Origin of the sequence: Lewinella sp. (genome assembly GCF_050633125.1) — a bacterium.
Taxonomy (GTDB): Bacteria; Bacteroidota; Bacteroidia; order Chitinophagales; family Saprospiraceae; genus Lewinella.
In genome coordinates, this window is record NZ_JBOEFX010000010.1 from 19,773 (window position 1) to 33,704 (window position 13,932).

The 13,932-nt window shown below is 46.9% G+C and carries 12 protein-coding genes; 4 read left to right on the forward strand and 8 right to left on the reverse strand.

The window, feature by feature from the left end; genetic code table 11:
* Positions 1-24: 24 nt before the first annotated feature.
* From ACRBG0_RS02050 to ACRBG0_RS02060, 3 genes are all read right to left on the reverse strand, one after another.
* Positions 25-1,392, reverse strand: coding sequence for an amidohydrolase family protein (locus ACRBG0_RS02050; RefSeq protein WP_431485268.1), 1,368 nt, complete (start codon positions 1,390-1,392; stop codon positions 25-27).
* A gap of 168 nt (positions 1,393-1,560) precedes the next feature.
* Positions 1,561-3,828, reverse strand: coding sequence for an aconitate hydratase (locus ACRBG0_RS02055; RefSeq protein WP_431485269.1), 2,268 nt, complete (start codon positions 3,826-3,828; stop codon positions 1,561-1,563).
* 179 nt (positions 3,829-4,007) lie between these two features.
* Positions 4,008-4,169: a T9SS type A sorting domain-containing protein gene (locus ACRBG0_RS02060; protein WP_431485270.1), complete on the reverse strand. Its 162-nt coding sequence runs from the start codon at positions 4,167-4,169 to the stop codon at positions 4,008-4,010.
* 18 nt (positions 4,170-4,187) lie between these two features.
* Here ACRBG0_RS02060 and ACRBG0_RS02065 point away from each other — a divergent pair, with 18 nt between their 5' ends.
* Positions 4,188-4,631 (forward strand): SRPBCC family protein, encoded by a 444-nt coding sequence (locus ACRBG0_RS02065; RefSeq protein ID WP_431485271.1) that lies wholly within the window; start codon positions 4,188-4,190, stop codon positions 4,629-4,631.
* Between the two features lie 12 nt (positions 4,632-4,643).
* On the opposite strand, the gene ACRBG0_RS02070 is transcribed toward ACRBG0_RS02065, so the two are convergent.
* Entirely contained in the window at positions 4,644-5,951 is a 1,308-nt protein-coding gene (locus tag ACRBG0_RS02070) for an amidohydrolase family protein (protein ID WP_431485342.1), read from the reverse strand.
* A 164-nt stretch (positions 5,952-6,115) separates the two neighbouring features.
* Here ACRBG0_RS02070 and ACRBG0_RS02075 point away from each other — a divergent pair, with 164 nt between their 5' ends.
* Positions 6,116-8,767, forward strand: a complete 2,652-nt coding sequence (locus tag ACRBG0_RS02075) for a 4-alpha-glucanotransferase (protein WP_431485272.1) — start codon at positions 6,116-6,118, stop codon at positions 8,765-8,767.
* 143 nt (positions 8,768-8,910) lie between these two features.
* Here the strand turns inward: ACRBG0_RS02075 and ACRBG0_RS02080 are convergent, their stop codons facing one another.
* Entirely contained in the window at positions 8,911-10,335 is a 1,425-nt protein-coding gene (locus ACRBG0_RS02080) for an amidohydrolase (RefSeq protein WP_431485343.1), read from the reverse strand.
* A gap of 59 nt (positions 10,336-10,394) precedes the next feature.
* Here ACRBG0_RS02080 and ACRBG0_RS02085 point away from each other — a divergent pair, with 59 nt between their 5' ends.
* Positions 10,395-10,925 (forward strand): rhodanese-like domain-containing protein, encoded by a 531-nt coding sequence (locus ACRBG0_RS02085; protein ID WP_431485273.1) that lies wholly within the window; start codon positions 10,395-10,397, stop codon positions 10,923-10,925.
* Between the two features lie 63 nt (positions 10,926-10,988).
* Positions 10,989-11,831 (forward strand): hypothetical protein, encoded by an 843-nt coding sequence (locus tag ACRBG0_RS02090; RefSeq protein ID WP_431485274.1) that lies wholly within the window; start codon positions 10,989-10,991, stop codon positions 11,829-11,831.
* On the opposite strand, the gene xseB is transcribed toward ACRBG0_RS02090, so the two are convergent.
* The 3 genes from xseB to ACRBG0_RS02105 form a co-directional block, all read right to left on the reverse strand.
* Complete coding sequence (gene xseB, locus ACRBG0_RS02095) at positions 11,794-11,988, reverse strand: exodeoxyribonuclease VII small subunit (RefSeq protein ID WP_431485275.1); 195 nt, start codon at positions 11,986-11,988, stop codon at positions 11,794-11,796. The genes ACRBG0_RS02090 and xseB overlap by 38 nt on opposite strands.
* Positions 11,985-13,229 carry an exodeoxyribonuclease VII large subunit gene (gene xseA, locus ACRBG0_RS02100; RefSeq protein ID WP_431485276.1) on the reverse strand — a complete coding sequence of 415 codons (1,245 nt, stop codon included), beginning with the start codon at positions 13,227-13,229 and terminating at the stop codon, positions 11,985-11,987. The genes xseB and xseA overlap by 4 nt, the downstream gene beginning before the upstream one ends.
* Before the next feature lie 110 nt (positions 13,230-13,339).
* The coding region (locus tag ACRBG0_RS02105; RefSeq protein ID WP_431485277.1) for a hypothetical protein at positions 13,340-13,932 on the reverse strand (593 nt) is incomplete at its 5' end.

A 13,932-nucleotide genomic window follows, 5' to 3' on the forward strand; every position in this document is an offset into this window, starting at 1 on the left:
TAAAACTTTGCGTTAAGGGTAGTTTCAGTGATATATTTTACCGTCTTTTAAGATGATTTTATTTGTGGTGAAGTGGCTGGGGTTTTCTAGGGGACTTTGTTCCCAAATAATCAAATTAGCCTGCTTACCTACTGAAATACTTCCTACCTGGTGGTCAATCCCTGCGGATTTAGCACCATTGTAACTGGCAATTTTCATGGCGTCCGCAGCTGTAAAGCCATGCTCTGTTAATAATTGTAATTCCAATAATAACACTTGACCACCATCTTTAGTGTCGGTACCTATTCTCAGTGCTATGCCCTTGTCGTGCAGCCGTTTTGCAAAGGTCATCATAATGGCAAAATTCTCTTCACTGCGAGCAATCTGTTCAGGAGAGAAAGTAGTACGAGGCTCAGAGAAAGAGGTCGCGTGGTATTGTTGATATAGAAATCCGATGGTCGTGGAAATAGAAGCCTCCGCAGTGGCTAGTTCATCAATAAGCTGGTCAAAAGCTTCTTTTTTATGATCCCTGGTGTAGCGAAACATCTCCAAAATGGAGAGCAATAGCAAAGGCTCGGTGTCAACTTTTCCAAAATGGGCTTCAAATTGTTGGTTGAAGTTGTCCCAATCTTCGGGGGTGGTAAGCAAACTGCAGGGTAGGATAGAAAGGTGCTCATAGTCCTTTAGCCCCATTTTTAGAGCTTCACTAATGGTGAGTTGTGTAGGGTCCTGAAATCCTCCGATATGGCCAAAGGTACGTAAGCCCAGACTGTCGGCAGCGGCGATAACGGCTTTGAATTCAGGAGGACGTAAACGCCAATAGAGTTTTAAATTTCGTACACCCAAGTCATAGTATTCTTGCACAACTTGTCGGGCTTCTTGCGGTGAATTTAGACGATGATGACCAGGGTAGGTGTTACCATCTTCGGTAGCCAAGGCTCCGCCAGAGGTCAGGACGTCTACCTGCTTGGCTTCTGGGTGTCTGGTCCATTCAAGGAAAGCTGGCGTCCAAGCAGGAGGATGCCCCATCATGAGGATAGTTGTGGTGCCAAAAGGAAGAAAACCAGCTGTAAGCTTATTTCGATAGTAAGCCAAGCTGTCTTGGGGAAGGGTGTCAGGCACCAACGAATAATCACCATCAGCAAATTCAGAGATAGGGTGCACGTGCGTATCAATAAAGCTAGGGCTTACTAACTTCTCTTGCGCCTCAATGAGGGTGTCTGTAGTGAAACGTTTAGTATTATTCTGAATAGCTACGATGAGGCCATCGTTAATCAAAATGGTTTGCCGCGCTTTGATCTGCCCGGTATGGATATCCAGGAGACTCGCATTCGTAATCACCACATCATAATGTAGGGGTGTCACACAGGCAAAACATAAACAGGAGAGGAGTATCAGATAAAGCGATTTCATATTACTTTTTTATTGAAAAAAGGCTCGCCATCCATCATGGATAACGAGCCTTTTTATCGTAATGAAAAGGTAGAAAGAACGATCGACGAAGTCGGAGATCGAAAGTGGGAAGTCGGAAGTATTTGATATACCCAACCCTTACACTTTTACACCTTTCCAACCATCAACCTACTTAGCCAATTCCTCCTTGATCTTATTCAAAGCAGAACCTGCACGTACCCAATCAATTTGGGCTAAGTTGTAGGTGTGGGCTACCTCAAAGCTTTCTTCGGTACCATCGGCGTGACTAAGCTTTACGGTCAGGTTTTTGCCTGGTGCCATGCTCTCAAAGTCAACGATAGAAACCTTATCATCTTGGCGTACCTTCTCGTAATCCGCAGGATTAACAAAGGTCAATGCCAGCATTCCTTGCTTCTTGAGGTTGGTTTCGTGGATACGAGCAAATGATTTTACAATCACTGCATTTACACCAAGGAAGCGAGGTTCCATTGCAGCGTGCTCACGAGAAGAACCTTCACCGAGGTTTTCTTCACCGAAGACTACAGTGCCAATGCCATTGTTACGGTAGTATAGGCCCGTATCAGGTACAGGACCATACTCGCCGGTTTCTGCATTCAATACGGTATTGGGCAGATCGTTAAAGTAGTTGATTGCACCAATGTAACAGTTCTGAGAAATGTTCTCCAAGTGGCCACGGTACTTCAACCAAGGGCCAGCCATAGAGATGTGATCCGTTGTACATTTGCCTTTTGCCTTGATCAGGATACGCATATCTTGTACCTGGTCTTGGGTAATTGGCTTAAACGGTGTTAGTAACTGAATACGATTAGAGGTAGGGTCTACGGTTACGTTTACGCCACTGCCATCTTCCATTGGGGCAATAAAACCAGCATCCTCAACAGCAAAACCTTTGGGAGGCAACTCAACACCTGAAGGAGGATCAAGCTTTACTTGTTCGCCATTCTCGTTGGTGAGGGTATCCGTCAGCGGGTTGAACGTCATGCTGCCAGAGATCGCCATTGCCGTTACCAATTCAGGAGAGGCAACGAACGCACGCGTAGCAGGGTTTCCGTCGTTACGCTTAGCGAAGTTACGGTTGAAGCTGGTGATAATACTGTTGGCCCGGGTAGGGTCATCAGTATGGCGTGCCCATTGTCCGATACAAGGACCACAAGCGTTGGCAAGCACTACACCCCCAATTTCTTCGAAAGCATCCAAAATACCGTCGCGTTCAACAGTATACCGAATTTGCTCTGAACCTGGGGTAATGGTAAATTCTGATTTTACTTTCAGGTTTTTGGCTTTCGCCTGACGTGCCAAGCTGGCTGAACGGTCCAAATCTTCGTAGCTCGAGTTGGTACAGGAACCAATCAAACCTACTTCCAATTTAGGAGGAAAGTTGTGCTCCTTAACGGCAGCAGCAAACTCAGAAATAGGCCAGGCACGGTCTGGCGTATAAGGGCCATTGATGTGTGGCTCCAAAGTCGAAAGGTCAATTTCAATGACCTGGTCGAAGTATTTCTCAGGATTGGCGTAACATTCAGCATCACCAGTAAGGTGTTCTGCTACTCCATCAGCCATGTCAGCAATCTCAGAGCGATCGGTTGCCCGAAGGTAACGGCTCATTGATTCATCATAACCAAAGGTAGAGGTCGTAGCACCGATCTCTGCACCCATGTTGCCAATGGTTCCTTTTCCTGTACAAGACAGTGATTCGGCACCATCACCAAAGTATTCTACGATTGCACCAGTACCTCCCTTCACGGTAAGAATACCTGCAACTTTGAGGATAACGTCTTTAGAAGAAGTCCAACCACTAAGTTTTCCGGTCAGCTTAATACCAATCAGTTTTGGCATCTTAAGCTCCCAAGGCATACCAGCCATTACGTCCACGGCATCAGCACCACCTACACCAATAGCAATCATGCCGAGGCCAGCACCATTAGGAGTGTGAGAATCGGTACCGATCATCATTCCGCCAGGGAAAGCATAGTTTTCCAATACGATCTGGTGGATGATACCAGCACCAGGCTTCCAAAAACCAATACCGTACTTGTTGGATACGGAAGTAAGAAAGTCGTAAACTTCGGAGTTTACATCGTTGGCAATAGCCAAATCCTGGTCAGCGCCAACCTTGGCCTGTATAAGGTGATCACAGTGTACAGTTGAAGGTACGGCTACTTTGTCGCGACCGGCTACCATAAATTGCAACAAGGCCATCTGAGCTGTAGCATCTTGCATCGCTACGCGATCCGGCGCAAAGAATACATAATCCTTACCCTTGTTGTACTCCTGTAACGGAGATTCCGCGTGGAGGTGCGAATAAAGAATTTTTTCAGCCAGCGTCATGGGGCGCCCCAGCATTTTTCGGGCCGCGTCAACCTTAGCCGGTAGCGACTTGTAGTAAGCCGCAATCATATCCAAATCAAATGGCATCGGTAGGTATTTTTTTATATTAAAAATGTACTTTATCTTATCCTAGAACAACACAAAAGGCTGTCTGGGTCACAAAAGTACATTTTTTCATCTCATCTTGCAGAATGGAATTTAGGCTTTAGCTAAAATTTAGATTGTTTCTGCTTAATAGACTAAAATTTACGAGATAATCCTTGGGTTTATTGGACAATAAGCCGTTTTGTGCTGGTTTTACCGTCAGTTTCAAGTGTAATTAAATAAACGCCGGCAGGTAAATTGGGCTTAGGTATCGTAAAAATTGAGGTTTCTGCCTGAAATTCCTGCTTTTGCGGCGATATTTGCGTTCCGCTTGAGGTGTTCATTTGTAAAAAAGTAAGCCAATGAAATATACCTGTACTATAGAGATAAATGCTCCCCTGGAAAAAGTAGTGAGCTTATGGAGTAATGAGAAATATTTTAAAGAATGGCAAGATGGTTTTGAATCCATTAAACTTTTAACTGGCACTCCTGAAACACAAGGAGCAACGTCTAGAATTATATTAGATGGACAACAGCGGATAGAGTTGATCGAAACCATTTTGTTGGCCAATTTACCTGAAGAAAAAATAGCTCGGTATGAACACATTCACATGACCAATACCCAAGCATCAAGGTTTGAAGCTTTAGCAAATAGCAGAACACGTTATACCTCAGAGGTTGAATACATAAAATTCAACGGGCTGATGATAAAGTTAATGGCAAAACTATTTCCCAGTAAGTTTAAGGCGCAAAGCCAAAAATGGATGGATCAGTTTAAAGCATTTGTAGAAAATATAGACGATTAATTAACAGGGGATTTACTTGACCCTTTCTCCATGCTTGATCACCATGTCTACATCTCCCAAGATGTTGATATAGCGTAGCACATCTCCTTTTACCGCAATGATATCCGCGTATTTTCCTTCTGAGATAGTACCGTAATCTTGTTCTACTCCCATCACCCTTGCGGGCCAGTAGGTAGCTCCCTTGATAGCGTACATAGGGTCGATACCGAATTCATTGACCCACACATCCAGCTCGTGCCAAGTGCTTTGGCAATGGAATTTGGTAGGAATACCACTGTCTGTACCTACGAGCAGCACTACGCCAGCGTCCAGCAATTGTTTTACTTTCCGTTCGAGGGTAGGTCGCCGCGATGGCGTCAGTTGGAAATAAGGCAGCCGACCAGGGTAGCGAATAGATTGCTCAATATCGGCAATGATGTCATCGGGGAGATCCAGGTGCCAGCAGTCGTTATCCAACTCTTCTGGGTTGTCACGCTTGTATTCGTAATTATAAAGGCCCTCTACGGTAGGTGTCCAATAGAGTGGCCCCAGGTTCATCTGTGCTGTTCGTTCTTTAATCATTTCCATTACATCATCTGGGTATTGAGGGGCCGAGGATAGACCGGTATGCTCAAAACAATCTACGCCGGCGATCAAGCCTCTACGGATCTCTTCGGGGCGGTGGCTGTGTGCCACAACTGTTAGTCCGTGTTTATGAGCTTCGTCTACGACAGCCTTGACTTCTTCAATGGTCATCTGATCTTGATCAATGAGCTTGATGCAGTCTACGCCTGCTTCGGCCAGTTCGCGGACTTTACTGCGTGCATCGGTCACGCCACTTACGCCCCAACGGAAGGCCTCTGTACCGGGATAGGGTTGATGCTGAATAAAGGGGCCGCTCATATACATCGTCGGTCCGGGAATCTCTCCATTATTGATGCGATCACGTACTTCGATACTTTCTTTAAGCGGCGCTCCCAAATCTCGGGCACTGGTTATTCCTGCTCTCAGCAACTGGTGCGCAGAAGAAGGCATAATCACATCCCCCAAGCGATCAAGGTAGGCGGTATCCCAGTGAGCATAATCGGCATGGCCATTGATCATCAGGTGTACGTGCATGTCCCACAAGCCTGGTAGCACACTCATCCCTTCGGTGGAGATAACTTCGGCTTCTTCCGGCACGGGCAGATTGCCTTGATGGCCTACAGCTACAATCCGTTCATTTTTAATAATAATAACACTATTGTGAATGGGCGTTCCGCCAAAGCCATCAATGAGCGTGCCTCCAACAAGCGCTTTGGTTTGGGCATGAGTAATAGATAAACCTCCCCACAGGAGCATTGAAATAATGGTGAACAGTTGTTTCATAACTAGTAAATTGTATGCGTTAATACCCAAATAAGCGCTCTATTTGCGATTGCGTTGCTGAAAGCAATATCCAAGATAAGAAATCTTAAAACTTCCTTATATCTTTAGGCCGAGCCTAATTTAAATAGCTATTTATCATGCTGATCCAATTCTCAATTCATTACCAAACAAAGTGGGGACAACAGGTTTTTGTCCGTACCAATCAAAGTCATCAACCAACCATTGCGCTGGAATACCAGGATGCGGGTTGGTGGAAAGGAACCTGGGAAACGGATAAGCTTCCCGCTAATTTCACCTACAGATACCAAGTGCGTGATGGCCAGGGGAATATAGAGGAAGAACTGGCTATTGATCGGACGTTCAAGGTTGCTAAGGTGCAAAACCTATTGCTGGAAGACAGTTGGCGTTCTCGGGAGCTTCCTTCTGTAGCGCTTCACGCATCTGCTTTTGAAAAAGTCATTTTTAAGCCTGCAAAACAACGCAAAGCTCCCGCCTGTCGCAAGGCTGTTGGTAAGATAAAAGTACAGTTTCAGATGCTCCAGGTACGGATACCTTCGCATTTGCAATTAGGTATAGTTGGCAACACCAAAGCGCTGGGTAACTGGCAACCCGAGGATGCCTTGCTATTGGGTAACACAGACTATCCGCTTTGGCAAGCAGCAGTGATGCTTTCTCCCGGCCAGCACCTGGAATACAAATACGTACTCATTGATCTCAAAACCAAAGAAGTGGTTACCTGGGAGGCAGGCCCAAATCGGGTCTACAATGTACCTTATGGCCCGGATGCGATAATAAAAACAGATAGTAGCTTCGCGTTTGCTGAGGCCAACTGGAAAGGCGCAGGGGTAGCGATGCCTGTATTCTCGCTTCGTACCAACGAAAGTTTTGGCTGTGGCGAATTCACTGATTTGCATAAATTGGTGGATTGGGCAGAGAAGCTGGGAATGAGCATGGTGCAAATCCTGCCAGTAAACGATACCATCGCTACGTATACTTGGGTGGATTCTTACCCTTATGCAGCTATTTCCGTATTTGCATTGCATCCGCTGTACCTGAGTATTGATGATTTAGAACATACGCTTACCAAGGCTACGGTAGAAAAACAACGCAAAGCCCTCAACGCTCTGCCGGAGGTAGATTACGAGGCAGTGGTCAAATTTAAGTTGAATTATGCACGTAAAGTGTACAAAAAAGCCAAGGCAGCTTTCCTGAAAAGCGATGAGTTTGCCACCTTCTTCTCAGAAAATAAGCATTGGTTACAAGACTATGCAGCATTTTGCTACCTGCGTGATCAATACAGTACGCCTAACTTTACAGAATGGGAAACCCATCAGGTTTATGATGCAGTGGCTATTGCCGAACTAATAGATCCCAAGAGCAAAACCTACGATGAGGTCGCATTCCATTATTACCTACAGTTTCACCTGGATAAGCAACTGAAAGGTGCCGGAGATTATGCGCGAAGCAAAGGGGTAGTCTTAAAGGGAGATATTCCTATTGGCATCTACCGCTACAGTGCAGATGCTTGGGTCGCACCCGAATTGTACAATATGAATGGCCAAGCCGGTGCGCCACCGGATGACTTTGCCACAGAAGGCCAAAATTGGGGATTTCCTACCTACGATTGGGACGAGATGGCGAAAACAGATTACCAGTGGTGGCGTCAGCGCTTTACGCAACTCAGCCGCTATTTCGATGCCTTCAGGATCGATCATATCCTCGGGTTTTTCCGTATTTGGGAAACACCTATCGATCAAATAGAAGGGATTATGGGGCGCTTCAATCCCGCGTTGCCCGTGCAGCTAGATGAATTTTACCAGCGAGGAATCTACTTTGATTTCGACCGTTTCTGTCGTCCTTACATTACTACCGAGTTAGTACATGAAATCTTTGGAGAATATGCTGCTTACGTGCAAGACAACTTCCTGGAAGTCTTCCATAATCGACTGAAATTAAAAGATGCCTACGCTACCCAGCGCGAAATCAGAGCACATCTTTCACCAGCAGATCAACATTTGGAAAAGCGGTTGTTTTCTCTAGTAAGCAACGTTCTCTTCTTTGAAGTAGAAGGTGCTCAAGGTAGCCAGTTTCACCCACGCATCGATATGCAGAAGACTTGGTCTTTCCGTCTACTGGATGGCTATACCCAAGGGCAACTTACTGATGTGTACAACGATTACTTCTATCGCCGGCAAGAGGATTTTTGGCGCGAAAAAGGCATGACCAAGCTTCCTGCGATGAAGGAGGCCACCAATATGTTGATTTGTGGAGAAGATTTGGGGATGGTTCCGAATTGTGTGCCAGAGGTTATGAAAGATCTAGGTATTCTTTCTCTGGAAATTCAGCGCATGGCCAAGAATCCACAGACCGAGTTTTTGTCGGCAGCCGATATTCCTTATTGGTCAGTTTGTAGCCCGAGTACCCACGATATGTCACCCATCAGGCTCTGGTGGGAAGAAGAAACGCCCGAGCGCCGTCAGCGCTTCTGTAACCGTGAACTGGGCTGGTGGGGCGATGGCCCTGACACTTGTACGCCAGACTTGGCACAAGCCATCATCCTTCAGCACCTCAGTTGGCCAACCATGTGGGCGGTCTTCCCGCTACAGGATATGCTCGCCATTGATGGCGACCTCCGTCACCCGGATGCGGCCGCTGAGAGAATCAACATTCCGGCCATTACACAGCACTACTGGCGTTACCGGATGCACTTATCTATGGAGGATTTGCTTGCAGCGGATGACTACAATAATCACTTCCGTGAAATGCTGGAAGAATCGGGGAGGGCTTAGGCTGGTTTTGAGCTAAATTTTAAAGTATAAACGAGGTTAGCTCGTCTAGGAAATGATTATGACCACTCAGACCGATATTTGGTCTGAGTGGTCATGTTTTTTTCAATAAAAACCCTTAAGTGCCTTGGTGATTCAAAAAAATCTTAGTTTCCAATCGGCGGCGGCCCTTCCGGCAAGATCGCTTCGTATTTGGCATCGCCTCTACGCTCTTTAAACTCCACCTTCATCTCTTCCACCAATTCCGGATTTTCGAAGAGATCGACCATGGTCATTGATAGTGCTTTTGCAGCATAAACCATTCCTTTGTGGCCAATACTCATACCTCCACAAGCAACTACTGCCCACGAGTGCCAGGGCGTGTCTTTGGGGGCGGTGGTTACGCGCAGTCGTATTTCAGGCACCAGCCAGCTTACATCACCTACGTCGGTAGACCCACCACTCGGATTTGCCGCCGTTTCCTTGAAGGGTTGCACACTGCCATCAATACCTACCAATGGCTTGCCGGTGGCTTTTTGGATGCCCCGCCCAAAGGCAGCTTCTGCTTCGTCGTATTTAATGGGACCTAGCAACTCCAGGTTAGCGTGCATCGCTGCACCTCCGGTGCGGTTGGGCAATACTTCGTGGAGGCCAGATACCAGCGTGATTTCGTAATCGACATTGGCCATAATCGCTGCACCTCTGGCAATCTCCTGCACGCGTTCCCATACAGGCATCATCCCTGCCCGATCGCGGTCGCGTACACGGACCCATATCTTGGCGTAGTCGGGTACTACATTGACCACATCGCCGGCTTGCTGCATATGGGTGTGGATGCGTACCGTAGGCTTGATGTGTTCGCGATAAGCATTGATTCCTGCCGACATCAGCTCCATCGCGTCTGAGGCACTGCGGCCGTTCCAGGGATCACCGGCAGCGTGTGCGGCCTGGCCACGGAATTCGACAACAAAATCTACCAGCGCCAGTGAGCTTTGCACATCGGCTTCAATACGCGAACTGGGGTGCCAGTCGAGGCACACATCCAGATCATCAAACATACCGGCCCTGGCCATGAAAAGCTTGCCGAAATATTTCTCTTCGGCCGGGGTGCCATAAAAACGGATGGTCCCCTTCAACTTGCCAGCAGCAATCAGTTCTTTGATAGCTACGGCTGCGCCCAGGCTACCTGCACCAAAGAGGTTGTGCCCGCAGCCGTGCCCAGCGCCTCCTTCTTCAATAGGTGTCTTCTCGGGGTTTACATCCTGTGATAATCCAGGCAAGGCATCAAATTCCCCAAGAATGCCGATGATAGGGTGGCCTTCACCAAATTCGGCAGTGAAGCCAGTGGGCATTTCTGCAACACCACGTTCTACACGAAAACCATTTTTTTCGGCGTAGCTAGCCAACAGCTCAGCCGAACCAGATTCCTCAAAGGCGGTTTCGGCTAAAGCCCAAATTTCGTCACTGATTTTTATTAAATCCTCCGATTGTGCTTCGATGGATGCAATGACGGCTGCTTTGGTATCAGAATTTTGTCCAAAACAAAATCCGCAGGTGTAAACCATTAGGCAGGTAAAAAGCGTTTTATTCATCATAATTGGATTGATGTATTTTTGTACAATACTTGTTCAAAGATTCCAAAATACAAATAATGCAAGCTTTGCTAAAATATATCCGTTACGCTTTTACTTCCTTGTTCTTGTCTTTTATGGTCACTTCCTGCGCTACTGCACAGGAGGCTTCGGTCAAAAGTAACAGCTATGGTGTGATGCTGAAAACGCTGCTGTCTCACACGGTGCCTGAAATGAATGTGCCGGAGGCCGCTGAAAAGCTGGCAAATACGGTCTTCCTGGATGCTCGTGAACTTGAAGAATACGAAGTGAGCCATATTAAAGGTGCGCGTTTTGTAGGCTATGATCATTTTACGATGGAAGCCGTTGATGACGTTCCTAAAACGACGCCCATCATTGTCTACTGTTCGGTAGGGTATCGCAGCGAGAAAATTTCGGAGCAATTACTGGCGGCAGGCTTCGAAAGTGTTTCCAACCTTTATGGTGGTATCTTTGAGTGGAAAAATCAAGGGCATGCTGTTGTTGATCAGGAAGGTGAGACGACAGACGCTGTTCATGCATTCAGCCGCACTTGGGGCATCTGGCTAAAAGAGGGAGATAAAGTGTATTAGTATTCCGAAAAAAGCGAGACCTTTGTACTTTTCAACATGCTTGTAGGTCTTAATCCCCCCCCAATGCTTCAAGTCCCTAGTTATAATATGGTGTTTCGTACCATGGTTTTTATTTTGGTAATCTTGTTCTCTTTTCAAGTGGCTCAAGCCCAAATGGGTATTGTAGTAGGCATTAATGGCCACCAGTTAGTAAAAGTCAATTTAGAGAATGGTGAACTAACGCCAATGCGCGATTTGAAGGGCCTTCCTGAGGGGGCAGAACTCCGTAATTTGGTCTACATCCCTCGCGATACAGCATTCTATTCTACCCTAAATTTTCGTTCCAATCCTGAACTGATAAAAATCCGTGCTACCGGAGCTTGGGAAAGGGTAGGGGCGTTTACTGCCGAGAACAAATCGATCTATTTTTGTGAAGGGCTCACCTATGATGAAACCAATGACCTGCTCTACCTTTCAGCAAGCTTGGATGGAACGATTCAGCAAGATAAAGTCTCGGAAGCAATTTTGACGGTTAACCGTAAGAACGCTAAATGTGTCATGGTTGCTACTCTGCGGCAGGAGCCACCACCCAATGATTTTGATGAGATCGCCATGTTCCAAGGCCGACTATTTGGTTTAGATGGTCTTCCTGACCGGAAAACAACCTATATCTATCCTTTCTCTCCTGCTCAATTCGATGGACGAGAATTGTTTGCAGGTACCAAGCAAAATATTCCTTATTTCACCATGGATGATGTGGTTGTGGTGGGGCAGCTGCTCTATTTTCCTGATCACAAGACCCAAGGATGGTATTTCTTTGATCTGTTGGCTCGGCGTTGGCATCAAGTAGGCCAACTGCACGGTCCTGCTGCGATCCGACCCATCAAGCTTACGGGGTTGGCGTATCTTCCTTTGGCGCAAGCTTAGCATTAAGATCACGCAGCTTTTTTTGGCAGTAGGTGAGCAATACCTCTGCCCGTTCACTTTTAGCGCTTAAAGCATCAATACTTACCTGCTCATTTTGCAATTCTTGCAAAATGGTTTGTAATTCAGTCAGTGCTTCTTCGTAACTCAATTCGTTCATTTTTTCTTGGTTTGGGGTGTAGTGTGGAGCGTTGTTGTTCCATCTTTTAAATGGAGTGTTACCTCTTCGTGTTGTGCAAGCTGACTACCCGCGCGGATGATTTCGTCTCCAACACTCAGCAATGCAAACCCCCTTTTGAGTTGGCCTTCAACACTGAGTAATTGATGAAACTGTTGCAGTTGCTCCAACTGGGCGGTGGCCTCATGCAGCCGTCGTCGTACCATCACGGGAAGTTGCTGGGTGTACTGTTCCAATTTCCAGGCTTCTTTTTGTAAAAGTTGCTTTTGTTGGAACTTCAGTTGCTCGCCAAGGTGTGCTAGTTCAAATGCTTTACGCTGTACCAGTTGATTGGTTTGCTGTGCAATTGTTTGTCTTGCCCCAGCCAGTTGCTGATCCAGGTAGTGCAGGCGATCAATCAGGAAGTTAGCCGCTGCAGTCGGCGTTTTCAGTGCCGTATGGGCAACCATGTCCATAATCGATTGATCCGTTTCGTGGCCGATGCCACTAATGATGGGCAGCGTCATTTGGGCAGCAGCAAAGCACAATTCTTTCTCATCAAAGTCGGCAAGATCCATCCGTGCGCCGCCGCCGCGAATGATCACCACTGCGTCAAAACTATCCCGGCGGCGCTCAATGGTCCGCAACTGTCGGCGTATCTCGGGGCTGGCCTGTGTACCCTGCACTGCTGCCGGAAACAATTGCACCTCAAATTCATACCCATACGGATTGTCTCGCAATTGCGCCATAAAGTCTTGCCAGCCGGCTGCCGCCGGCGAGCTGATCACCGCTAGGCGCTGGGGCACCATAGCTAGGCGTAGCATCTTATTGGCTTGCAACAAACCTGCTGCCGTCAATTCGTCAATCGTCCGCTGTCGTTGTTGGGCCATCACGCCCAAGGTGTAGTTGGCATCCAGGTCTTGCACCTGCAGCTGTAAACCAAACCGCTCGTGAAAACTCACCTGCACTTGCAAATGCACCTCACGACCCGCTTGCAGCAGGTCCTTCAGCAGCAGCTTGTTGGTCCGTTGCCATTTATTGGCCGTGCGCGCCCATATCACGGCCTTGGCTTGTGCTGCGATCTCTTGGCCGTCCTCGGTTTTTTCCATCAAGGCCAGGTAGTAATGCCCACGCCGTTCGTCTACCTCGGCTACCTCGGCCTTTACCCACACCGGTTCCGGTAGGTTCAACGCCACAAAACGGCGTATAAAAGTATTCAGCTCAAATAATCGATACGTTGACATCAGGCGAAGGTACTGCGGATCGCCAGATAGTAAAAACAGGAGCACTTATTTCCGTTAAATAACTAGGTGATTAATCTGTGCAAATCTGTCAAATCCGTTTAATCTGCGTTCTATTCTGCCTCAGTAGTACTACCCAACATACTCCAAATATCCAAAAACACCTTCACGGCCAGTACCGTCAACGCTACCGGTATCACATTGTCGACCTCAAAGTGCTTGCTTACAAACATCGCCAATCCGCCGAGCACAATGCCAACGTGTAACCTGATCTGAAGCAGGAATACCTCTGCACCAGGCAAATTCCCCTTGATAATCCGAAAACCTAAATGGAGAATCAGCAGCAATAAGCACAAATTGAATAGCTTGTCCTTAAACATCACAAGCCCCAGATTATCAATGATTTGATCGCTATTTGATGCCAGTATGCCCAAAAAGACAATCACGAATACCCAATAAACAAAATAAGGAAACAATTGCCCCCACCGAGCTTCCTTTATGCCCAATCGCTTACTAATGAAAATATTCACAGCGGTACTCAATAGCCCTTCCCACCACCACAAATAAACAAGCGGAAATATCGGCCAGCCCAGCATTACTATACCATATAATAGGATGCCATTGCTAGCCAGCAAGTACATCCAGTTTTCATATTTTGCTTTCATGCCACCAAGATCATTTTTTTTGGGAACATTAAATAACGCTA

What these genes read in the sequence shown, in the direction of transcription:
- ACRBG0_RS02050 (WP_431485268.1), bottom strand. Translation starts at nt 1,392, where the DNA reads ATGAAATCGCTTTATCTGATACTCCTCTCCTGTTTATGTTTTGCCTGT.
- ACRBG0_RS02055 (WP_431485269.1), bottom strand. Translation starts at nt 3,828, where the DNA reads ATGCCATTTGATTTGGATATGATTGCGGCTTACTACAAGTCGCTACCG.
- ACRBG0_RS02060 (WP_431485270.1), bottom strand. Translation starts at nt 4,169, where the DNA reads ATGAACACCTCAAGCGGAACGCAAATATCGCCGCAAAAGCAGGAATTT.
- ACRBG0_RS02065 (WP_431485271.1), top strand. Translation starts at nt 4,188, where the DNA reads ATGAAATATACCTGTACTATAGAGATAAATGCTCCCCTGGAAAAAGTA.
- ACRBG0_RS02070 (WP_431485342.1), bottom strand. Translation starts at nt 5,951, where the DNA reads ATGCTCCTGTGGGGAGGTTTATCTATTACTCATGCCCAAACCAAAGCG.
- ACRBG0_RS02075 (WP_431485272.1), top strand. Translation starts at nt 6,116, where the DNA reads ATGCTGATCCAATTCTCAATTCATTACCAAACAAAGTGGGGACAACAG.
- ACRBG0_RS02080 (WP_431485343.1), bottom strand. Translation starts at nt 10,335, where the DNA reads ATGAATAAAACGCTTTTTACCTGCCTAATGGTTTACACCTGCGGATTT.
- ACRBG0_RS02085 (WP_431485273.1), top strand. Translation starts at nt 10,395, where the DNA reads ATGCAAGCTTTGCTAAAATATATCCGTTACGCTTTTACTTCCTTGTTC.
- ACRBG0_RS02090 (WP_431485274.1), top strand. Translation starts at nt 10,989, where the DNA reads ATGCTTCAAGTCCCTAGTTATAATATGGTGTTTCGTACCATGGTTTTT.
- xseB (WP_431485275.1), bottom strand. Translation starts at nt 11,988, where the DNA reads ATGAACGAATTGAGTTACGAAGAAGCACTGACTGAATTACAAACCATT.
- xseA (WP_431485276.1), bottom strand. Translation starts at nt 13,229, where the DNA reads ATGTCAACGTATCGATTATTTGAGCTGAATACTTTTATACGCCGTTTT.